The sequence below is a fragment of the Streptomyces sp. NPDC005811 genome (genome assembly GCF_040630405.1).
Taxonomy (GTDB): Bacteria; Actinomycetota; Actinomycetes; order Streptomycetales; family Streptomycetaceae; genus Streptomyces.
Window position 1 is genome coordinate 65,302 of sequence record NZ_JBEXXK010000009.1, and the last position, 18,911, is coordinate 84,212.

20 protein-coding genes and 2 pseudogenes are annotated in these 18,911 nt (G+C 73.2%); 12 read left to right on the top strand and 10 right to left on the bottom strand.

The window, feature by feature from the left end; all coding sequences use genetic code 11:
* Positions 1–57: 57 nt before the first annotated feature.
* Positions 58–903, top strand: a complete 846-nt coding sequence (locus ABZ490_RS12035; protein ID WP_358988211.1) for a helix-turn-helix transcriptional regulator — start codon at positions 58–60, stop codon at positions 901–903.
* Entirely contained in the window at positions 903–1,088 is a 186-nt protein-coding gene (locus tag ABZ490_RS12040; RefSeq protein WP_358988213.1) for a DUF397 domain-containing protein, read from the top strand. Before ABZ490_RS12035 ends, ABZ490_RS12040 begins: the two co-directional genes overlap by 1 nt.
* Here ABZ490_RS12040 and ABZ490_RS12045 read toward each other — a convergent pair.
* A complete protein-coding gene (locus ABZ490_RS12045) occupies positions 1,070–2,251 on the bottom strand; it encodes a macrolide family glycosyltransferase (RefSeq protein ID WP_358988215.1) in 1,182 nt (393 codons plus the stop codon). The two genes, ABZ490_RS12040 and ABZ490_RS12045, sit on opposite strands and share 19 nt — an antisense overlap.
* A gap of 90 nt (positions 2,252–2,341) precedes the next feature.
* Entirely contained in the window at positions 2,342–2,947 is a 606-nt protein-coding gene (locus ABZ490_RS12050) for a helix-turn-helix domain-containing protein (protein ID WP_358988217.1), read from the bottom strand.
* A gap of 123 nt (positions 2,948–3,070) precedes the next feature.
* Between ABZ490_RS12050 and ABZ490_RS12055 the strand changes: the two genes are divergently transcribed.
* From ABZ490_RS12055 to ABZ490_RS12065, 3 genes are all read left to right on the top strand, one after another.
* Positions 3,071–4,081 carry an NADP-dependent oxidoreductase gene (locus ABZ490_RS12055; RefSeq protein ID WP_358988219.1) on the top strand — a complete coding sequence of 337 codons (1,011 nt, stop codon included), beginning with the start codon at positions 3,071–3,073 and terminating at the stop codon, positions 4,079–4,081.
* 94 nt (positions 4,082–4,175) lie between these two features.
* Positions 4,176–5,411, top strand: coding sequence for a wax ester/triacylglycerol synthase domain-containing protein (locus tag ABZ490_RS12060; RefSeq protein WP_358988221.1), 1,236 nt, complete (start codon positions 4,176–4,178; stop codon positions 5,409–5,411).
* Between the two features lie 42 nt (positions 5,412–5,453).
* Positions 5,454–5,816: a signal peptidase I gene (locus ABZ490_RS12065; protein WP_358988223.1), complete on the top strand. Its 363-nt coding sequence runs from the start codon at positions 5,454–5,456 to the stop codon at positions 5,814–5,816.
* Between the two features lie 25 nt (positions 5,817–5,841).
* Here ABZ490_RS12065 and ABZ490_RS12070 read toward each other — a convergent pair whose 3' ends face one another.
* Positions 5,842–6,441: a DinB family protein gene (locus ABZ490_RS12070; RefSeq protein ID WP_358988224.1), complete on the bottom strand. Its 600-nt coding sequence runs from the start codon at positions 6,439–6,441 to the stop codon at positions 5,842–5,844.
* A 91-nt stretch (positions 6,442–6,532) separates the two neighbouring features.
* Here ABZ490_RS12070 and ABZ490_RS12075 point away from each other — a divergent pair, with 91 nt between their 5' ends.
* Together ABZ490_RS12075 and ABZ490_RS12080 are read left to right on the top strand one after the other, a co-directional pair.
* Positions 6,533–7,069, top strand: a complete 537-nt coding sequence (locus ABZ490_RS12075; protein ID WP_358988225.1) for a sigma-70 family RNA polymerase sigma factor — start codon at positions 6,533–6,535, stop codon at positions 7,067–7,069.
* Between the two features lie 14 nt (positions 7,070–7,083).
* On the top strand, positions 7,084–7,902 hold the full coding sequence (locus tag ABZ490_RS12080) for a hypothetical protein (RefSeq protein WP_358988226.1): 819 nt from the start codon (positions 7,084–7,086) through the stop codon (positions 7,900–7,902).
* Here ABZ490_RS12080 and ABZ490_RS12085 read toward each other — a convergent pair.
* A complete protein-coding gene (locus ABZ490_RS12085; protein ID WP_358988228.1) occupies positions 7,895–8,758 on the bottom strand; it encodes a hypothetical protein in 864 nt (287 codons plus the stop codon). The genes ABZ490_RS12080 and ABZ490_RS12085 overlap by 8 nt on opposite strands.
* 260 nt (positions 8,759–9,018) lie before the next feature.
* On the opposite strand from ABZ490_RS12085, the gene ABZ490_RS12090 reads away from it, so the two are divergent.
* Positions 9,019–10,602, top strand: coding sequence for a CBM35 domain-containing protein (locus ABZ490_RS12090; RefSeq protein ID WP_358988230.1), 1,584 nt, complete (start codon positions 9,019–9,021; stop codon positions 10,600–10,602).
* 53 nt (positions 10,603–10,655) lie between these two features.
* Positions 10,656–10,874 (top strand): annotated as a pseudogene (locus ABZ490_RS12095) (DUF6191 domain-containing protein); the annotation flags it as partial.
* A 67-nt stretch (positions 10,875–10,941) separates the two neighbouring features.
* On the opposite strand, the pseudogene ABZ490_RS12100 reads toward ABZ490_RS12095, so the two are convergent.
* Positions 10,942–11,874 (bottom strand): annotated as a pseudogene (locus tag ABZ490_RS12100) (Rieske 2Fe-2S domain-containing protein); the annotation flags it as partial.
* A 33-nt stretch (positions 11,875–11,907) separates the two neighbouring features.
* On the bottom strand, positions 11,908–13,389 hold the full coding sequence (locus ABZ490_RS12105) for an aldehyde dehydrogenase family protein (protein ID WP_358988231.1): 1,482 nt from the start codon (positions 13,387–13,389) through the stop codon (positions 11,908–11,910).
* Between the two features lie 57 nt (positions 13,390–13,446).
* Here ABZ490_RS12105 and ABZ490_RS12110 point away from each other — a divergent pair, with 57 nt between their 5' ends.
* The 3 genes from ABZ490_RS12110 to ABZ490_RS12120 are packed head-to-tail and all read left to right on the top strand — an operon-like array spanning position 13,447 to position 15,377.
* On the top strand, positions 13,447–13,917 hold the full coding sequence (locus ABZ490_RS12110) for a DUF1569 domain-containing protein (protein WP_358988232.1): 471 nt from the start codon (positions 13,447–13,449) through the stop codon (positions 13,915–13,917).
* Positions 13,910–14,635 carry a TetR/AcrR family transcriptional regulator gene (locus tag ABZ490_RS12115; protein WP_358988233.1) on the top strand — a complete coding sequence of 242 codons (726 nt, stop codon included), beginning with the start codon at positions 13,910–13,912 and terminating at the stop codon, positions 14,633–14,635. The genes ABZ490_RS12110 and ABZ490_RS12115 overlap by 8 nt, the downstream gene beginning before the upstream one ends.
* 52 nt (positions 14,636–14,687) lie before the next feature.
* Entirely contained in the window at positions 14,688–15,377 is a 690-nt protein-coding gene (locus ABZ490_RS12120) for a DUF899 family protein (RefSeq protein WP_358988235.1), read from the top strand.
* Here ABZ490_RS12120 and ABZ490_RS12125 read toward each other — a convergent pair whose 3' ends face one another.
* From ABZ490_RS12125 to ABZ490_RS12140, 4 genes are read right to left on the bottom strand one after another with little or no spacing between them, the layout of a single operon-like run.
* On the bottom strand, positions 15,378–15,815 hold the full coding sequence (locus ABZ490_RS12125) for a RidA family protein (RefSeq protein ID WP_358988237.1): 438 nt from the start codon (positions 15,813–15,815) through the stop codon (positions 15,378–15,380). It abuts the gene before it with no gap.
* A gap of 41 nt (positions 15,816–15,856) precedes the next feature.
* Positions 15,857–17,041, bottom strand: coding sequence for a pyridoxal phosphate-dependent aminotransferase (locus ABZ490_RS12130; RefSeq protein WP_358988239.1), 1,185 nt, complete (start codon positions 17,039–17,041; stop codon positions 15,857–15,859).
* A gap of 54 nt (positions 17,042–17,095) precedes the next feature.
* A complete protein-coding gene (pstB, locus tag ABZ490_RS12135; protein WP_358988240.1) occupies positions 17,096–17,989 on the bottom strand; it encodes a phosphate ABC transporter ATP-binding protein PstB in 894 nt (297 codons plus the stop codon).
* 10 nt (positions 17,990–17,999) lie between these two features.
* Positions 18,000–18,890 (bottom strand): sortase, encoded by an 891-nt coding sequence (locus ABZ490_RS12140; RefSeq protein ID WP_358988241.1) that lies wholly within the window; start codon positions 18,888–18,890, stop codon positions 18,000–18,002.
* Positions 18,891–18,911: the final 21 nt, after the last annotated feature.

Genomic DNA, 18,911 nt, shown 5'->3' on the forward strand with positions numbered 1-18,911 from the left:
CACTCTTTGTCCGGTGCTGTCCGGGCATGTCGAGCACGGTCTGAGGAGGGCTTCGCGATGACGCAGGGGGATGAGCCGGGGTGGGAGGTCGACCCCACCGACGAGTGGGGGGTCGCGGTCGTCGCCACCGTCGCCCGGCAACTGAAGCTTCGGCGCGAGGCGGTCGGGATGCGGGCCGGCGACTTCGGTACGGCCGTCGGCTACGGCGAGGACATGATCTACAAGATCGAGAGCGGCAAGCGGATCCCCAGGCCGGAGTTCCTGGACAAGGCGGACGAGGTGCTGGCGGCGGGTGGCCTGCTGGCGGCGATGAAGGAGGACGTCAAGCAGGTCAGCTACCCGAAGAAGGTCCGGGAGATCGCCGAGCTGGAGGCCAAGGCGGTCGAGATCGGACTGTACGAGTGCAACATCATCCCCGGTTTGTTGCAGACGCCGGACCATGCACGGGCGGCGTTCGAGTCGCGCCAGCCGCCGTACTCGCAGCGCGAAGTGGAGCGCATGGTGGCCGCACGGGTGTCCCGGCAGTCGATCTTCGACCGGGAGCCCGCGCCCGCGCTCAGCTTCGTGGTGGAGGAGGGGCCGTTGCGCAGGCCGCTCGGAGGCACAATGGTGTGGCGTCAGCAGCTTGAACGTCTGCTGGAGGTGGGCCGCATGCGGAGCGTCACATTTCAGGTCATGCCAACTCACGTCGACGTGCATCCTGGGCTGGACGGCCGGATCGAGCTGCTGAAGTTCGCGGACGGGACGGCGTTGGGGCGTGCCGACGGTGTGTTCAATGGGCGGGCGACCGAGGAACTGAAGCAGCTCCGCATCTTGGAGCTGCGGTACGGCACCCTCCGGGCCCTGGCGCTTCCGCCCCGGGAGTCGCTGGCCCTCATCGAGAATCTGCGGGGAGACGAGTGATGCGGGATCTGGTGTGGTTCAAGAGCAGCTACAGCGGAGGGAACGAGGGGGACTCCTGCATCGAAGTCGCCCTGGCCCCCGCCCTCATTCACATCCGTGACTCCAAGAACCCCGGAGACGGGCCCACCTTCCACGTCGCCGCCGGTGCCTGGGTGGAGTTCGTCTCCTACGTCTCCGGCGTGTAGCGGAGGGCCTCCTCGATCAGGTCGGCTGCTGCTCCGGCCCCGCCTGCGGCGGCCAGTTCGGTGCGGAGGGAGGCGAGGCCTTCGCGGATCTCCGGGGAACGCGTCACCTGCTCCACCGCCTCCCGCAACGCCGACGGAGTCACCTGCTCGCGGGGGAGGTGGACGCCCAGGCGGAGGTGTTCGATCTGGGCCGCGTTGACGCGCTGCTCGGCCATCTGGGGGACCGCGACCATCGGGACGCCGTGGGCGACCGCCTCCATCGTGCCGCCCATGCCGGCGTGGGTGACGAAGGCCTCCGCCCGGGAGAGGACCGACACCTGGGGGACGTGGGCGTGGACCTCGACGTTCGAGGGGAGCGGGCCCAGGTCGGAGGGGGAGACCTCGAAGCCCACGGACATGACGACGTGGTGCTCGCCGTCCGCGAACGCCTCGACGCAGGCGCGGTAGAAGTCGGGTCGGCGGGTGAACTGGGAGCCGAGGGAGATCAGGAGGGTGCGTGCGTCGGGGTGCGGGGGGTGCCAGGTGCCCTGGTGGGAGCGGTCGCCCAGGATGGGGCCGGTGTAGGCGACCCGGCCGGCGGTGACCGTGTCCGGGCGGCGCTGGAAGGTGCGGGGGAGGGCGGCGATCGCGTAGGCCGGGGACTCGAACTCGTGGAGGCGGGAGGGGTCCAGGCCCCGGGCGGCGAGGGTGTCGGCGAGGTCCCGGTAGCCGGGGAGGTCGGGGACGGCGGGGGTGCCGTCGAAGAACTCCGGGATGAGGCCGTCGTAGGAGAGATGCGTGGGGGAGAAGAGGACCGTGGGGATCCGCCACTGGGCGCCCAGGATCAGGCCCGCGAAGCCGTACACGTCGTACAGGATCAGGTCGGGGCGGTCGGCGCCGTAGGCGCGGGTGAGGGCCGGGAGGGCGCCGAGGGAGGCGTGGACCGCGCGGGCGAAGCCCTCGGAGAGACGCTCGGGGGGTTCCGAGCCGTCCCCCGCGTCGACCGGGTAGAGGACGGGTTCCGCGCCGGCCGCCTTCACCTGGTGGAGGAAGTGCTCGCTGATCGCGTACGTCACCCGGTGGCCCCGGCGGACCAGCTCCTCGACGACTCCGAGCGTCGGGTTGACGTGCCCGAGCATCGGCAGGTTGACGACGGCGACATGAGCGGGGCGGGTACCGGGCACGGGCGTGGTCCTGTCCTGTGGGCGGGCTGCGGTGCGCAGTTCTGCACAACGAAGCCGCACCGCCGTCCGTGACCCCTCCCCCGTGCAGGATCACCCCATCGGGGAGGCGGGGGCGGGTGTGTGTTCGGCCCCGGGGAACACCGGTCCAGCTCCGGGCGTCAGGATCGCGCTCGCCATGACGTCGAAGAGGCGACCGGCGCGCGGGGCGAGCGCGGGCTGGTCGCTGAGCCACGCCAGCGACGCGCCCAGCGCGAACAGGTCGGTGCCGTCGATGTCGGTGCGTGCCCTGCCCTCGGCCTGGGCGCGGGTGAGGAGGCGGGTGCCGGCCGCGCGCATCGTGACGCACGAGGCGTGCAGCGCGGACTCCTCGTCCTCGATGGCCGTCGTCATCAGGGCCACCACGCCACGGTAGTTGTGCGCGCAGGCGACGAAGTCGCGCAGCCACGACAGCAGGGCGTCATCGGGTGCGTCCGAGGCGGCCAGGGCGGCCGCCGTCTCCGCCAGCTCGTCGAAGCGCGTGCGGAGCAGGGCTTCGAGCAGTGCCTCGCGGGTCGGGAAGTGACGGATCAGCGTGGCGAGCCCCACGCCGGCCCGGCGGGCGATGTCGCGCAGGGACGCGTCGACGCCCTGTTCGGTGACGACGGTGCCCGCGACGGTGAGCAGGTGGTCGTGGTTCTTCCTGGCGTCGGCACGCATGGCTCCCGCTCCCCTCCCCTTGCCTTTCCGGATCAGTGATCCGTATTATCTGGATCAGTGATCCGGATGATGTGGACCACTGATCCGTTCAGCGTATCCCCTGGTAGATACAGGAGTACAGCGATGCCGACCCCCACGATGAAGGCCATTCGGCTGCATGAGCACGGCGGCCCCGAGGTGCTGCGCCACGAGGACGTGCCGCTGCCCGAGCCGGGGCCCGGTGAGGTGCTCGTCCGCGTCCACGCGGTCGGGGTCAATCCCCCGGACTGGTACCTGCGCGACGGGCTGGCCGACCTGCCGCCGGAGACCCGGCCGGTGTTCAGCCTGCCCGTGATCCCCGGGACCGACGTGTCGGGTGTCGTCGAGGCGGTCGCCGCCGACGTGGACGGCTTTGCCGTCGGCGACGAGGTCTTCGGCCTCCTGCGCTTTCCCAGCTTCGACGGCGGCGCCTACGCCGAGTACGTGGCCGCACCCGCGTCCGACCTCGCCCTCAAGCCGCCCGGCATCGACCATGTGCACGCCGCGGGGGCGCCCATGGCCGGGCTGACGGCCTGGCAGTTCCTGATCGAGGTGGGACACGACCACCCCTCGCCCTTCCAGACGGCGCGGCACCGCCCGACGGCACTCGGCTCCGGCACGACGGTGCTCGTCAACGGGGCCGCGGGCGGCGTGGGGCACCTCGCGCTGCAACTGGCCAAGGGGAAGGGCGCACGGGTCGTCGCGGTCGCGTCGGGCGCGCATGAATCGTTCCTGCGCGAGCTGGGCGCGGACGAGTTCATCGACTACACCAAGGAACGCCCCGAGGATCTCGTGCACGACGTCGACCTCGTCCTCGACACCGTCGGAGGCCCCCACAGCCGTCGCTTCCTGCGCACCCTCAAGCGGGGCGGTGCCCTCTTCCCCGTGTTCTTCGGCGCGTTCGACGAGGAGGAGACGGCGCGGCTCGGCGTCACCGTCTCGGGCACCCAGGTCCGCTCGAACGGCACGCAACTCGCCCAGCTGGGCCGCCTCCTCGACACGGGCGCGGTACGGGTCGCGGTGGACAGCACGTTCCCCCTCGCGGACGCCCGCGCGGCCCACGAACGCGCCGCCCGGGGACACCTCCAGGGCAAGATCGTCCTCACGGTCGCCTAGGTTCCCCCGGCACAAGGCCGGTGACGGGCGCGTGACCGGGGGCCGGGCCGACCCGTTGGGCTACTACGGACCCCGCGACCACAGGAGCAGCCCGATGCCCGGATCGATGCCTCTGCCCTTCCTGGAGGAGGGGATGGCCCGCTGGCCGTTCGGGCCGCCCAACGCCGGGGTCTGCCTGGACTTCACCGGCACCCCGCCGACGGCCGCCGAGCTGCGCGCGCTCGTCGCCGAGCGGTGGGCCGGACTGCCCCGGCTGGGCCGGCGCCTGCTCCCCGGGGCGCGCCGGCACAGCTGGGCGACGGGAGAGGGCGGTGACCCCGCCGGGCGGGTGGCGCAGGACGACGTCACCCTGGCGGAGGCGGTGGCGGGATGGTTCCGCACGCCCTTCCCGGAAGGACGGCCGCCGTGGAACCTGCACCTGCTGCGCGGGGCGGCCGACGGGGAGTTCTCGCTGCTGTTCCGGATGCACCACAGCCTGCTCGACGGCCGCTCCCTCACCACCCTGCTGCGCGCCCTCCTCGACGGCGCCCCGCCCGTCGACTCCGCCGCCGCTCTCGCCGAGCCGGGCGCCCTGCGGCGTACGGCGGTCGGCGGGCCGGGGCTGCTCACGACGGGGCTGGCGGTGCCGCCGCCCGGCAAGGGGGAGCGGCGGCCCGCCTTCACGGTGGTGCGGCTGCCCGCCGACCTGCTGCGCGGGGCGCGCACCGCCGTACCGGGGCGGCCGGTCACCACCAACGAGGTGTTCCTCGCGGCCGCCTCGGGGGTGCTGCGCTCCTGTCTGCTGGCGTCGGCGGGGCCCCCGGACGCCTCCGCGCGGGTCTGGCTGTCCGTGCCGGTCGACCAACGGCCGCCCGGACACGGGGACTTCCTCGGCAACGCCTTCGCCAACGTCCGGGTGCCCGCGCCCGTCGGCCTGGCCGCCCCGGCCGCCCGGCTCGCCGCCTGCGCCGGGCTGCTGACCACGGAGGTCCGGCCGCGCCGCGCGGCGGAACGGCTCCTCGAAGGGGTCGCCGGGGCCTTCCCCGGCGCCGGGCAGGCACTGGCCCGCGGCCGTCTCTTCGCCCCCGACTACGCCCCCGCCGCCTGCTCCTACGTCCACCTCCGCGAGTGCGGCCGCACCCTCGCCGGCCGCCCCCTGCGCCGCGTCACCGCCGTCCCCATGGTCCCCCCGGCCGACACGGTCACCTTCACCCTCGGCGGCTGCGCCCGCGGCCACACCCTCGGCGTCGCCACCAACTCGGGCGCCGAGGACGCGGAACTCCTCGCCGAGTCCTTCCTCCACGAACTCCACGAACTGGGACTGCTGGGGCGGACCGCCCCCACCTCCTAGCGCCCTCACCTGCTAGCGCCCCCACCTGCTAGCTTCCGGCCCATGAGCGACAGCGTGTACGTCGGCAGCGCGGGCAAGGACGCGGCACTGGACCGGGGCTGGCTGCTCGGTCACTTCAAGGACGCCTCCGATCCCCGGCACAGCGAGGACGTGGAGATCAAATGGGGCGTCCACCCGAAGGGCGACGAGCGCGCCCAGTGGGTCACCGGGGAGGCGCGCACGGCGCTGTTGCTGCTGATCAGCGGGCGTTTCCGGGTCGAACTGCCCGGCCGCAGCGTCCTCCTGGCCGAGCAGGGCGACTACGTCGTGTGGGGGCGGGGCGTCGACCACTCCTGGCACGCGGAGGAGGACTCCGTGGTGCTGACCGTCCGCTGGCCGTCCGTCCCCGGGTACGCGGTGCCGTGAGCGACGACGTACCCGCCGGGCGGGATCAGCCGTCGGCCGCCTTCCGGGCCGCCTGCTCCAGCCGCTCCCGGTGGGCCTCCCACCCCGCCTGATCCACCGGCGGCAGGTTCTCGTTGCCCAGCACGAGCCCGGCGCTCCCGTCGATGAGCTCCCGCACGATGTCGGCGTGCCCGGCGTGCCGATGGAGGTCGGCGATCACGTGCACCAGGATCTGGTGCAGGGTCACCTCCTGCCGGCCCTCACCCCACCACGGGACCCGGCCGGTCGCGTCCAGGTCCAGCTCCGCGATCGTGGCGTCGGAGTGCTCCCACACCCGGCGGTAGAGCCCGACGATCTCCTCGCGCGACTCGTCCGCGGTCGCCCACATGTCCTCGTTGGGTTCCGCGTCCGCCCCGTACCACGAGGGCTGCGGATCCGGGGCGAAGAACGGCCGCCCGAACACGTCCCCGAAGTAGCCCAGTTCCACCCCGGCGGCATGCTTGACCAGCCCCAGCAGGTTCGTCCCGGTGGGGGTGAGCGGGCGCCGGACGTCGTACTCCGAGAGCCCTTCGAGTTTCCAGAGCAGGACGTCCCGCGCGCTCTGGAGGTACCGCTGGAGGTTCGCCTTCATGATCGGTTCGGTCATGGCAGGCAGTCTTCCACCACCGCCTGACAGAAGCCCTGTTGCACCTGTTCCCCTCCCGGACACGTAAGGGCAGACGCGACGGAAGGAAGTCATGCCCATCGAGAACGAGGACCGGTTCACCGAGGTGTACCGGGCCCACTACGAGGACGTGCTGAGGTTCGTACGGCGGCGCGCGCACCCCATGAACGTCGACGACATCGTCGGAGAGACGTTCCTGACGGCGTGGCGCCGCCGCCGGGAGGTACCCGACGATCCACGGCCCTGGCTGTTCGGCACGGCCCGCAAGGTGATGCTGAACGCGGGGCGGGGGATGCGCCGGCAGTCCGCGCTCGCGGTGCGGATCCAGCAGTCCGGGGACGCGTTCGGCGCGCACCCGCCCACGGTCGACCCGACGGCCCGAGCGGACGACCGCATGGACCTCGCCGCGGCCTGGCGCTCGCTCGCCGACGCCGACCAGGAGGTCCTCGCGCTGCACGTCTGGGAGCAGCTCTCCGCCAAGGACGCCGCGAAGGTCCTCGGCTGCACCCGTGCCGCCTACGCCATGCGTCTCACCCGGGCCCGGCGGCGGCTGGCCGGCCGCCTGAGCGCCACGGCCACCGCCTCGCCCGTCCTCGCCGCGCACCACTGACAGGAGTCCCGCACATGAACCGCAACGACCTGCTCACCCGCCTCGCCGAACTCGACGCCGCCCCGCGCACCGAGCCGACCGCCGCCGAGACCGACCGCGAGGAGACCCTGCTGCGCACGGTCCTCGCCGACACCGGGCGGCCCGCCGGAAACACGGCCGCCTTCCTGCGCCGCCCGCTCGTGCGCCGGACCGGCCTCACCCTCGCCGGGGCGCTCGTCGCCGGTACGGCCGTCGTCGCCGTGACGGGCGGGCTGCCGGGCCTCGGCGGCAGCGGGCCGCTGTCCTCGTCCGAACTGGCCAGCTGGACCGGCACGCCCAAGGGGCTGGACACCACCGCGGCCAAGAGCTCCCCGGCGGGGAAGCAGTGCCTGGACCTGACGGAGGACATGGGCACCGGCTCCCCCGCGGTCAGCAACGCGGACATCCGCGGCGACGTGGCCTCCATGGTCGTCACCCGGGGCGGTGAGGCGGCGTACTGCCTGGCCGGTTCGGACGGCTCGGGAGTCGCGATGGCCATCTCCTCGGTGCCGTCGCTGCCCGCCGACGGGATCGTCCTGGACACGTACGGCTCCCGGGGGAGCGACGACCAGGAGTTCAACTACATGGTCGGGGTGGTGGGTTCGGACGTCGAGGGGGTCGTCGTACACGACTACGGCAAGACCGCCCGCGCCACGGTCGACAACGGCCGGATGACCGCCTGGTGGCCCGACGGCCGCCCGGACGGCCTGCTCACCGGCACGTTCACGGTCACGTTCAAGGACGGTACGAGCCACACCTTCTCGGCGGAATCGCTGGTGGACCACGCCACCGCGACGCCCGCTCCGGTCAACTGAGGCAGACCAGCCCCAGCAGACAGACCTCCGACGGCGAGGTCGACGCCGACGACGAGCCCGTCTGGGAGGACGAGGACGTCGAGGAGGACGTGTCCGTGTCGTCCGTCGTGGTGGATGGCGTGGTGGATGTCGTGGACGTCGACGACTGCTCGTCGGTCGTGCCGGTCGTGCCGGTCGTGCCGGTCGTCCCGGCGGGGGTGGTGACCGTGCTGTCGGAGGACGAGGTGGTGCCCTGCCGCGGGACCGTCGCCGAAGGCGCCGCCGTGCCGGTCTCCGGCGACGCGGCGGCGTCCGGGCGGACGCCCGTGGGCACGTCCTGCCCTTGCGCGCGCCCGGTGGACCGCGACGGGGCGGTGGCGGTGACGGAGGACGAGGACCGGTGCGTGTCGGAGCCGGTCCTCGCCGGCCGGGTGTACTCCGACGTCGGTTCCTCCCGGCCCGACACGGTCGGGTTCTCCGGTGCCGACGCCGCCTGGGCCCGTTCGCCGCCCTGCCGGTCCAGCGCGACGGCGCTCAGCCCGCCGCCGACCAGGGCGACGGCCGTGGCGACGACGGCGCGACGCTGGTTCTTCTTCCAGCGGGCCAGCTGCCGCCGACGCGCCGCCCGCCCCAGCGGCGCGGACTGCACGGCCGCCACGGACGGCTCGTTCGCCACGGGCGCCACGGGCGCCACGGGCGCCACGGGCGCCACGGGCGGCATGGTCGGCACGCTGTCGGGGGCGGGTGACGGGGCGGGCCGGGCCGCCACGGTACGACCGCCCGAGGTGATCGGAGCTATGTCCGGGGCGTAGGCGCCGCATCCGGGGCACACCAGGGCGCCGTTGAGATGCCGGCGGCACGTGGAGCAGTAGTCCATGGTGGTCTTCCTGGCGCGGGGATCCGGTGGCGGGCCACGCTAACGACTCGGGTGACGGACTGTGTGCAGTCTGTGTGAGGCTCCTGCGTGAATCCCTTGAGGATCTTGCGGGCACCCACATTCGTCCATCTACCTGAACATCAATCATGTACGCGTCTGTGCGTGTGTCTTGACGTGTCCAGGCTAGCCCCTTAACTTCCGGGAGAAAGCGCTTTCCAGTTCGGCCGACCCGCACTCGTCCCGTTCCTGGAGATGAACCCATGCAGCTGAGATCCGTCATCGCGTGCACCGGTCTGCTGGCGGGCGCCCTCGTCGCGCTCGCCGGCACCTCCCCCGCCCAGGCCGCGACCGTCCGCTACGAGGCCGAGACCTCCCCGGCGGTCTGCACCGGCACCATCGACTCCGACTGGACCGGCTACTCGGGCAGCGGATTCTGCAACGGCACCAACTCCACCGGCGGCTACGCCCAGTTCACCGTGAACGCGGCCACCGCCGGCACGGCCACACTCAACGTCCGCTTCGCCAACGGCACCGCCGCCGCCCGCCCGGCCTCCCTCGTCGTGAACGGTACGACCGTGCAGACGCCGTCGTTCGAGGCCACCGGCGCCTGGTCCACCTGGGTCACCAAGACGCTCACCGTGACCCTCACCGCGGGCAGCAACACCATCCGCCTCAACCCCACCACCGCGGAGGGCCTGCCCAACGTCGACTACGCCGAGGCGACGACGACCGACAGCACCACGCCCCCCGCCACCGGCGCGATCTACGTCTCCCCCAGCGGCACCGACAGCGCGGCCGGCACCTCCTCCGCGCCGACCACCCTCACCTCGGCGATCAGCCGGGTCACCGCGGGCGGCACGATCTACCTGCGCGGAGGGACGTACGCCTACTCCTCCACGGTGACCATCCCGCAGACCAACAGCGGCACCGCGAGCGCCCGCACCACCCTGTCCGCCTACCCCGGCGAGACCCCGGTGCTCAACTTCTCGGCACAGAGCGAGAGTTCCTCCAACCGCGGGCTCCAGCTCTTCGGCTCGTACTGGAAGGTCTACGGCGTCGTCGTCGAACGCGCCGGGGACAACGGCATCTACGTCGGCGGAAGCCACAACGTCATCGAGCGCACGGTCACCCGCTACAACCGCGACACCGGGCTCCAGCTCGGCCGGATCGCCTCCTCGACCGCCGGCGCCGACTGGCCCTCGGACAACCTGATCCTGAGCGCCGAGTCCCACGACAACGCGGACTCCGACGGCGAGGACGCCGACGGCTTCGCCGCGAAGCTCACCACCGGCACCGGGAACGTCTTCCGGTACGCCGTCTCCCACAACAACATCGACGACGGCTGGGACCTCTACACGAAGACCGACACGGGCGCGATCGGCCCGGTGACCATCGAGGACTCCCTCTCCTACAACAACGGCACCCTCTCCGACGGGACCGTGAACGCCAACGGCGACCGCAACGGCTACAAGCTCGGCGGCGACGACATCGCCGTCAACCACGTCGTACGCCGCAGCATCGCCTACCACAACGGCAAGCACGGCTTCACGTACAACAGCAACCCGGGCTCCATGGCGGTGTCGAACAACCTCAGCATCGACAACGCCCAGCGCAACTACTCCTGGGACGCCGGTACGTCGGTCTTCCGCACCAACACCTCCTGCCGCTACAACGTCAGCGGCTCCAACGACAAGACCGTCGGCGACGCCGACAGCACCAACCAGTTCTGGACCGGCACGAACGGCTCCCGCTGCGCCTCCTCCTACGGCGGCGCCCTGGCCTGGTCCTTCGCCTCGGACGGCAAGCTGGTCGTGACCCTGGGCGGCACCCAGGTCACCCTGTAGCCGCCCCGGACGACGGGAGGGCCCGGACCGGGGATCCGGTCCGGGCCGCTGCCTGGCGCAACGGCGTCCGGCAGGGGCAGATCTCCGCGACCGGGTTCGAGCAGCTGCACGCGAGTTTCTCGCCGGGCAAGCAGAACGAGCTCAAGGGGCGGCAGTCGGCTCCGGTGCTGCGGGACGACGAGGAGGACGGGGCTCCGCCGCGTCGGACGACTTTCGATCTCGACGGGGGTGTGGTGGTCGTGCGGAGGCAGGGTCCCCGGACGGCTCGGTGACAGCCGGATAGAACTGGGCGTACCAGCGGCGCAGGTGCCGTATGCCCTGTTCGTGGGGGAGCAGGACCGGGCGGGGCTGGTGGATCTTGTGGTCCCAGATGTGGACCTCCTCGCGGACCTCGTCCAGCGCCTCCGCGCGGAAGACGAGCTTGAGGGCGGGGGTCAGGAAGCGGGTGGCGCGGCCCGGATGCCGGAGGTAGTACAGCATCCGCAGTTCGCTGGTGGTGTCGTCCACCGGGGTGGAGAGGGCGACGGCGGTCACCGACAGCGCGGGGCCGTGGGTGCGGACGACCATCACGCCGGGGCCGTACATGAACGCGTCGAAGGTGTTGTCGATGTCCCATCCGAGGACCCGCCGCCGGATCCGGCCGCGCACCTCGGCGAAGGGGCCGTCCATCCGCCAGTCCTGGACCGGGGGTTCGGCCTGTCCGTGGATGAAGTGGAAGTGCGACTCGTCGACGATGTTCTCGCGCATCTCCTGGATGTGGACGCGGGCCCGGCAGGTGTCGTCGACGGGGGAGGCGAAGTCGCGGGAGGTGGTCTCGGGGATCTCGGGGACCTCCCAGGCCGGGGCGTCGGGGCCGACGTACACGAACACGAGTCCGCTGTGCTCGCGCACCGGGAGGCCGCCGAGGGAGACCTTGGGGGTGCGGACCGCGAACGGCGCCTCGACGCACCGCCCGTCGGTTCCGAACCGCCAGCCGTGGAAGGGGCACTCGACCGTGCCGTCGACGACCTTCCCGCCGGCGCCCAGGTGCGCGCCGTAGTGGGGACAGTGGGCGTCCCGCACGGCCGCCCGCCCGTCGGCGCCCCGGAAGGCGATCAGCGCCCGGCCGAAGTAGTGCAGGCTGACGACCTTGCCGGGGCGCAGCTCGGCGGAGCGCAGCACGGCGTACCAGCCGTACGGCACGGTCGGCATCGGGTATGCGTCGGCCCGTGGATCGCGGGGGAGGGCGGCGAGGAGTGCTGCGGCCTTGTCATGACTCCGTCGTAAGCGCATGGGGTGATGCTAGATCCGCAAGGGGCCGGTGGGTCAGAGGAACCTGCGCAGGAGGCGGGATTTGGCGGGGGTGTACGGCGGGTAGACCGCGCGCAGGGGGTCCAGCAGCAGGGGCTTGTCCAGGACGGCCTTGGTGTGGCTGAAGGTGTCGATCGAGTGCGCCCCGTGGTAGCGGCCGAGGCCGCTCTCGCCCACGCCGCCGAAGGGCAGGCCGGGCACGGTGAGGTGGGCGTTCGGGATGCCGAAGGCGAGGGCGCCGGAGGACGTCTCGGCGGCGAGCCGCTGCTTGGCCTGCCGGGAGGCGGTGAAGCCGTACAGGGCGAGGGGCTTGTCCCGGGCGGTGATGAACGCGATCGCCGCGTCGAGGTCGGGGACGCGGACGATCGGCAGGAGGGGGCCGAAGATCTCCTCGCGCATCACGGGCGCGTCCGGGTCGACGTCGGCGAGGACGGTGGGGGCGAGGTAGCGGGTCGTACGGTCGTGCGCGCCGCCGGTGACCAGACGGGTGCCGCCCGTGCCCTGTTCGCCACCGTGTCCGGCGCCGTGTTCGGCGCCGTCCAGCAGGGTGAGGAGGCGGTCGAAGTGGCGGTCGTTCACGATCCGGCCGTAGTCGGCGCTCGCGGCCGGGTCGGGGCCGTACATCTCCTGGATCGCGGTGGTGAGGTGCCGCTCCAGGGCGGGGGCCGTGTCGCCGATCGCGAGGACGTAGTCGGGGGCGGTGCAGGACTGGCCGGCGTTCATGAACTTGCCCCAGACGATGCGGCGGGCGGCGGCCCTGAGGTCGGCGCCCGGCTCGACCACCACCGGGGACTTGCCGCCGAGTTCCAGGGTGACCGGGGTGAGGCGGCGGGCCGCGGCGGCCATGACGATCCGGCCGACGGTGCCGTTGCCGGTGTAGAAGATGTGGTCGAACGGCTGCTCCAGCAGGTCCGTCGTCTCCGGCACCCCGCCCTCGACGACCGCCACGGCCTCCGGGTCCAGGGCCCGGGGCAGCAGATCGGCGAGCAGCGCGGAGGTCGCGGGGGCGAGTTCGCTGGGCTTGATCACCGCGCAGTTGCCCGCCGCGAGGGCGCCGACGAGGGGCGCGAGCGCCAGCATCACGGGGTAGTTCCAGGGGCTGATGATCAGGACCGTGCCGAGCGGCTCCCGTACGGTCCGGGCGCGGGCCGGGGCGAGGGAGACGGGGACCGGGACCCGCCGGGGGCGCAGCCAGCGGCGCAGGTGGCGCAGGGTGTGGTCGATCTCGTTGACGACGAAGCCGGTCTCGGTGACATGGGCCTCGGTGGCGTTCTTGCCGAGGTCGGTGTGGAGGGCGGCGGCGAAGTCGGCCCGGTGGGTGGTCAGGAGGTCGCGCAGGGAGCGCAGTTGGGCCTTGCGCCAGGCGAGGGGGCGGGTGCGGCCGGTGGCGAAGGCGGTACGCAGGCGGGCGACGGCCGGGGTGGTCGTGGCGGTGGTGTCGGCGGCGGTGGTGGTGGCCGTGTGGGGCGTGGTGGCCGTGTGGGGCGTGGGCGTCATGGCGCGCACGATATACGAAACGAAAGCCTTTCGTTTCGTATTGCTTATACTGGGGGCATGCCCACCGCCCCCGCCCCCACTCCCGCCCCCCTCACCCGGCTCGCCGAGCAGCTCGGCGCGTCGCTCGACCGGCCCGAGAGCGACCTCCTCGCGCCGGGCGGCTCCTGGAACCTCTCCCAGACGCTCCAGCACTGCGCCCAGACCGTCGGCTACTCGGTGACCGGCTACCCCCGGCTGAAGCCGGCCCTCTTCCGGGCCACCGCCGGGACCCTCGCCAAGCACGTCTTCCTGCGCCGGGGTGCCACCCGGCACTCCCTCGACGCGGAACTCGACGGCGCCCCTCCCCTCGACCCCGCGCTCCCCGTCGCCGAGGCGGCGGCCCGGCTCACGGACGCGGTGGCACTCTTCACCGCCCACACCGGGCCGCACCGCCTCCACCCGGCGTACGGCCGCTGCACCCACGCCCAGTACGAGCGGCTGCACGCCATGCACCTGGCCGAGCACCTGCCGGGACTGGCCGATGCCTGAGGGCCCGCGTGCGGATCCGGGCGGCGGCCCGCCCCGGCGCGGCCGGCCCCGGGACGCCGGGCGGGACCGGGCCCTGCTGGAGGCCACGCTCGCCGTGCTGGCCGAGAGCGGGTACGGCGCGCTGACCACCGGCGCGGTGGCGGCCCGGGCCGGCGTCTCCACCGCGACGCTCTACCGCCGCTGGTCCTCCAAGGAGGAGCTGGTGATCGCGGCAGCCACCACCCGGGCCGAGGACCTGGTGAAACAGCCCGACACCGGCAGCCTCGAAGGGGACCTGCGGGCCCTGCTGCGGGACAAGGCCGCGAGCCTGACCGGGGAGAGCGGCCGGCTGATGCGCGCCCTGATCGGCGAGGCCGCCCACAACGACGCCCTCGCCGAGGCCCTGGCGACCAGCTTCCTGGTGCCCGTGCGGCGCCGGGTGGAGGAGGCGGTGGGCCGGGCGGCGGCCCGGGGGGAGATCCCGCCGGTCGACGACCTCGAGATGCTGGGCGACCTGGTCGTCGGGCCGATGCTCAGCCACTTCCTGATCACGCCGCGACCGCCGGAGAAGGTGGACGCGGAGGCCGCGCGAGCGGGCGCGGACCGCCTGCTGCCGTTCCTCCTGCGGGCCCTCGGCTCCGGGGCGGGGCGGTGTCCGTCAGCGGCTCCGCCGCGGGGCGCGACGAGCCCCCGCCGTCCCGCACCCGGCGCTGGGCGCCCCGGCCCGGCACCGGCCTAGACTCGAAGGAGACGGCGAGGGGCGGGACGGACGACCACCCCGGGAGGACGTCATGGTGCTGCGGCAGACCCGGCTGGCCGGGGAGAGCGAGGAGTACCTCGCCGCCCGCGAGGAACTGCGCCTGGCCGAGATCGGGCTGATGCGCCACCGCGAGGAGGTCGCGGCCCGCCGGCGGGCACTGCCGCCGGGGCCGCCCGTCGGGGAGTACGTCTTCCTGGAGGGCCCCGCCGACCTCGACGCCGGTGACACCCCGGTCCACGAGGTCACCCTCGGCGAGCTGTTCACCGCCCCGGACCGGCCGCTGATCGTCTATCACTTCATGTACGGCAAGCGGCAGACGGACGCCTGCCCGATGTGCACCCTCTGGATCGACGGCTTCAGCAACATCGCCCACCACGTCACCCGGAACGCCGACTTCGCCGTGGTCGCCGCCGCCGACCCGCCCACCCTGCGCGCCCACGCCCGGGCCCGCCGCTGGCCCCGGCTGCGCCTGCTGAGCTGCGGCGACAGCACCTTCAAGTACGACCTCGGCAGTGAGGACGAGGACGGCGGCCAGGACTCCACCGTCTCCGTCCTCACCCGCGACCCCGACGGCACGGTCCGCCACTTCTACTCCGCGCACCCCCGTATGGCCGACGACATCGCCGAACGCGGCATCGACCTGCTGGCCCCCGTCTGGCACCTCCTCGACCTGACCCCGGGCGGCCGGGGCGACTGGTATCCGAGCCTCGACTACAAGTGATCAGGCCGAACGCGCCGTGGGCTGCTCGGGGAGCAGGGCCAGCGCCTCCACCTCCAGGAGGAGTTCGGGGCGGAACAGGGCCGCCACCTGGACGGCGGTGCTGGCGGGCGGGCGCTCGACGTCGATGTGCCGGTCGCGTGCCTCGCGCACGGCGGGCAGATGGGCGACGTCGGTGACGTAGAACGTGAACTTCACGACGCTCTCGAAGCCGGTGCCCGCCGCGGCCAGGCAGCGGCGGAGGTTCTCGAAGACCTGGCGGGCCTGCGCGGCCGGGTCCCCCTCGCCGACCACCTTGCCGTCGGCGTCGACGGCGATCTGCCCGGAGACCGCCACCAGCCGCCCGGTCCCCAGGACCACGTGCGTGTAGCCGGTGCCCGGGGCGACCCCCTCCGGCGCGGCGATGTGCGTGAGGTGCGGTGCGCTGTGTGTGGGTGCCATGGCGCGCATTCTGCACGGCGGTCCGGGCGGACGCAGGTGGATTACGCGGTGGGCCCCAGGGTGGAGACGAACTTGCCCAGCCGGGCGAGGCCCTCGCGCAGTTCGCCGGCCGAGGCCGCGTACGACAGCCGGACATGGGTCTCGGCCGTGGCCACACCGAAGTCGCGGCCCGGGGTGAGCGCGACATGGGCCTCGCTCAGGGCGCGGGCGCAGAAGTCCCAGGAGGTCAGGCCGGTGGCGCTGACGTCGAAGTAGGCGTAGAACGCGCCGTCGGGCGGGACGGGCACGGGCAGGCCGATGCGCTCCAGGCCGTCCAGGACGAGCGCCCGGCGCTCGGCGAACTCCACCCGGCGGGCCTCGGCCACGGCCAGGGACTCGGGGGTGAAGCAGGCCAGGGCGGCGTGCTGGGCGGGGGCGGAGGCGCACAGGAAGTAGTTCTGGGCGAGGCGCTCCAGCGCGGGGACGAGGGCCTCGGGCACCACGCACCAGCCGAGCCGCCAGCCGGTCATGCCGAAGTACTTCGAGAAGCTGTTGATGACCACCGCGTCGGGGTCGTGCGCGAGGGCGGTGCCCGGCGGGCGGCCTTGGTCGTCGGGGTCGCCGAGGTCGAGGTAGATCTCGTCGACCAGCCGCCACGCCCCGCGCTCCCGGGCGAGGGCGCACAGCGCCCGCAGCTCGTCGGCCGGGACCGAGGTGCCGGTCGGGTTGGAGGGGGTGGCGATCATGACGCCGCGGGTGTCCGGCGACCAACGCGACCGTACCGACGCCGCGTCCAGCTGGAAGCGGGAGGCCGGGGTGGTCGGGACGAGGGTGACACGGGCGCCGAAGCTCTCCATGATCTGCCGGTTGCACGGGTAGGACGGGTCCGCGATCAGCACCTCGTCGCCGGGGTCGACGAGGGCGGCCGTGGCCAGTACCAGCGCGGCCGAGGCGCCCGCGGTCACCGCGACCCGGGCCGGATCGACCTCGACGCCGTGCCGGTCGGCGTAGAAGCGGGCGATGGCCCGGCGCAGGGCGGGCAGGCCGAGCGCCGCCGTGTAGGCCATGGGGCGGCCGTCCATGGCGGTGCGCATGGCCTCCAGGACGGCGGGCGGCGCGCCGAAGTCGGGCTCACCCAGGCTGAGTTTGACGACGTGGTGGCCCGCCGCCTCCAGTTCGGCGGCCTGCTTGCCGAACTCCATGGCGTAGAAGGGGGCGATGGCCCGGGCGCGCTGCGAGATCCTCATACGGTCGATTTTCCGGCACGCGGGCGGCCGGGGCGCGGGCGGCCAGCACGCGGGTCAGCCGAAGCGGCCCGCCACGTAGTCCGCCGTCCGCTGGTCCTGCGGGGAGCCGAAGATGTCCTCGGTGGGGCCCGCCTCGACGATCCCGCCGGGGGTGCCCTGCTCGGCGAGGAAGAAGGCGCACTGCTGGGAGACGCGGTTGGCCTGCTGCATGTTGTGGGTGACGATCACGACGGTGACCTGCCCGGCCAGCTCCTGGATGGTCTCCTCCACCCGGCGGGTGGAGGTGGGGTCGAGGGCGGAGCAGGGCTCGTCCATGAGCAGCACCCGGGGACGTACCGCCAGGGCCCGCGCGATGCACAGCCGCTGCTGCTGGCCGCCGGAGAGCGCGCCGCCGGGCTGCCGCAGCCGGTCGCGGACCTCCTTCCACAGGCCGGCCCGGGACAGGGACTCCTCGACCAGGACGTCCTTCTCACGGCGGTTCGCCCTGGTGCCCGTCAGGCGCAGGCCCGCGACCACGTTGTCGTAGATCGACATGGCCGGGAACGGGTTCGGCTTCTGGAAGACCATGCCGATCCTGCGGCGGGCGTCCGTCAGCCGCCAGGAGGGGTCGTAGATGTCCTCGCCCTCGAAGAGCACCTCGCCGCCGAAGCGGGCGGCCGGGATCATCTCGTGCATCCGGTTCAGGGTGCGCAGGAAGGTCGACTTGCCGCAGCCGGAGGGGCCGATGAGGGCGGTCACCCGGCCGGCGGGCATGGTCAGCGACACCCGGCTGAGCACCTGGTGGGTGCCGAACCAGGCCGAGACGGCACGGGCGTCGAGGGTGGCGGGCGCGGCGGTCGGTCCCACCCGGGGGATGACGACCGTGTCGGTCAGGGGCGCGACCACTTCGATCACTTCGGTCGCTTGGGTCGCTTGGGTCGCTTGGGTCGCTTGGGTCACTTCGGTCATGGCTGACACCTCACAGCAGATTGGGCAGGAGCTCGGTGGTGCGGGTGGCGACCTGGAGGCCGAGGACCGCGACGACCGGGGCGAACACGATCCAGGTCTGGTGACGGCCCCACCGGTGCCAGGCCCAGACCGCGGCCACCGCGGCGAGCAGCAGCGCCTGGAGCCACATCACCAGCGGCCACGGCACCCCGTCGGGACGGGCCAGCGGCTCCTCGGACTCGGGGAGCGTGCCGGAGCGGATCACCGCGGACGGGGTCGGGAAGGGCGTGGACGTCAGGTCGGCGTCCACGCGCAGCACCCCGGACGGGACGAACCGGGAGCCGGTGGCGGTGACCAGGACCAGCCGCCCCTTGCCGGAGGCGAGCGGTGCGGGCGCCGGGTCACCGGCCCGTCGTACGCCGCTGACCTGGTACGTCGCCTTGCCCTGGCCGGTGGTCACACTGAACGTGTCGCCCGCCGCGAGGGAGGAGAGCCCCTGGAAGGGGCCGCCGTACGCGGCGGCGCGGCCCATCAGGACGCTGGTGCCGGCCTGGCCGGGCAGCGGGGTGTCACGGCGGTGGCCGGGGCCGTCGGTGAGGACGGAGGAGTCGGTGCCCTCCAGGACGACCTGGGTCATCCCCAGGCGGGGGACGTCGATGAGCGCGACCGGGGTGCCGGGGGCGAGCAGCCGGCCGTCCTGGTCGGTCTGCGCGACCGGGGCGGTGCCGAGGGCGAGCTGATTGCGCAGCTCGTCGAAGGCCGTGTGCTGTGCGGAGTGTTCCTGTGCGCCGCTGATCACCAGCAGCTGTGCGGTGATGCCGAGCAGCAGGGCGGCCAGGCCGAGCAGGCCGCCGCGGGCGAGATGACGGACGGCGGTGACGCTGCGGGCGCCGGGGAGCGTCAAGGGTACGGCGACCGTCACGGCGGCCCGCCTCCTTCAGGA

Excerpts from the sequence above, each read along its gene's own strand:
- ABZ490_RS12080 (WP_358988226.1), top strand. The coding sequence starts at position 7,084 with ATGAACCGCAACGACCTGCTCACCCGCCTCGCCGAACTCGACGCCGCC.
- ABZ490_RS12070 (WP_358988224.1), bottom strand. The coding sequence starts at position 6,441 with ATGACCGAACCGATCATGAAGGCGAACCTCCAGCGGTACCTCCAGAGC.
- ABZ490_RS12040 (WP_358988213.1), top strand. The coding sequence starts at position 903 with ATGCGGGATCTGGTGTGGTTCAAGAGCAGCTACAGCGGAGGGAACGAG.
- ABZ490_RS12125 (WP_358988237.1), bottom strand. The coding sequence starts at position 15,815 with ATGGCACCCACACACAGCGCACCGCACCTCACGCACATCGCCGCGCCG.
- ABZ490_RS12110 (WP_358988232.1), top strand. The coding sequence starts at position 13,447 with ATGCCCACCGCCCCCGCCCCCACTCCCGCCCCCCTCACCCGGCTCGCC.
- ABZ490_RS12105 (WP_358988231.1), bottom strand. The coding sequence starts at position 13,389 with ATGACGCCCACGCCCCACACGGCCACCACGCCCCACACGGCCACCACC.
- ABZ490_RS12085 (WP_358988228.1), bottom strand. The coding sequence starts at position 8,758 with ATGGACTACTGCTCCACGTGCCGCCGGCATCTCAACGGCGCCCTGGTG.
- ABZ490_RS12115 (WP_358988233.1), top strand. The coding sequence starts at position 13,910 with ATGCCTGAGGGCCCGCGTGCGGATCCGGGCGGCGGCCCGCCCCGGCGC.
- ABZ490_RS12060 (WP_358988221.1), top strand. The coding sequence starts at position 4,176 with ATGCCCGGATCGATGCCTCTGCCCTTCCTGGAGGAGGGGATGGCCCGC.
- ABZ490_RS12055 (WP_358988219.1), top strand. The coding sequence starts at position 3,071 with ATGCCGACCCCCACGATGAAGGCCATTCGGCTGCATGAGCACGGCGGC.
- ABZ490_RS12050 (WP_358988217.1), bottom strand. The coding sequence starts at position 2,947 with ATGCGTGCCGACGCCAGGAAGAACCACGACCACCTGCTCACCGTCGCG.
- ABZ490_RS12035 (WP_358988211.1), top strand. The coding sequence starts at position 58 with ATGACGCAGGGGGATGAGCCGGGGTGGGAGGTCGACCCCACCGACGAG.
- ABZ490_RS12065 (WP_358988223.1), top strand. The coding sequence starts at position 5,454 with ATGAGCGACAGCGTGTACGTCGGCAGCGCGGGCAAGGACGCGGCACTG.
- ABZ490_RS12075 (WP_358988225.1), top strand. The coding sequence starts at position 6,533 with ATGCCCATCGAGAACGAGGACCGGTTCACCGAGGTGTACCGGGCCCAC.
- ABZ490_RS12120 (WP_358988235.1), top strand. The coding sequence starts at position 14,688 with ATGGTGCTGCGGCAGACCCGGCTGGCCGGGGAGAGCGAGGAGTACCTC.
- ABZ490_RS12090 (WP_358988230.1), top strand. The coding sequence starts at position 9,019 with ATGCAGCTGAGATCCGTCATCGCGTGCACCGGTCTGCTGGCGGGCGCC.
- ABZ490_RS12130 (WP_358988239.1), bottom strand. The coding sequence starts at position 17,041 with ATGAGGATCTCGCAGCGCGCCCGGGCCATCGCCCCCTTCTACGCCATG.
- pstB (WP_358988240.1), bottom strand. The coding sequence starts at position 17,989 with ATGACCGAAGTGACCCAAGCGACCCAAGCGACCCAAGCGACCCAAGCG.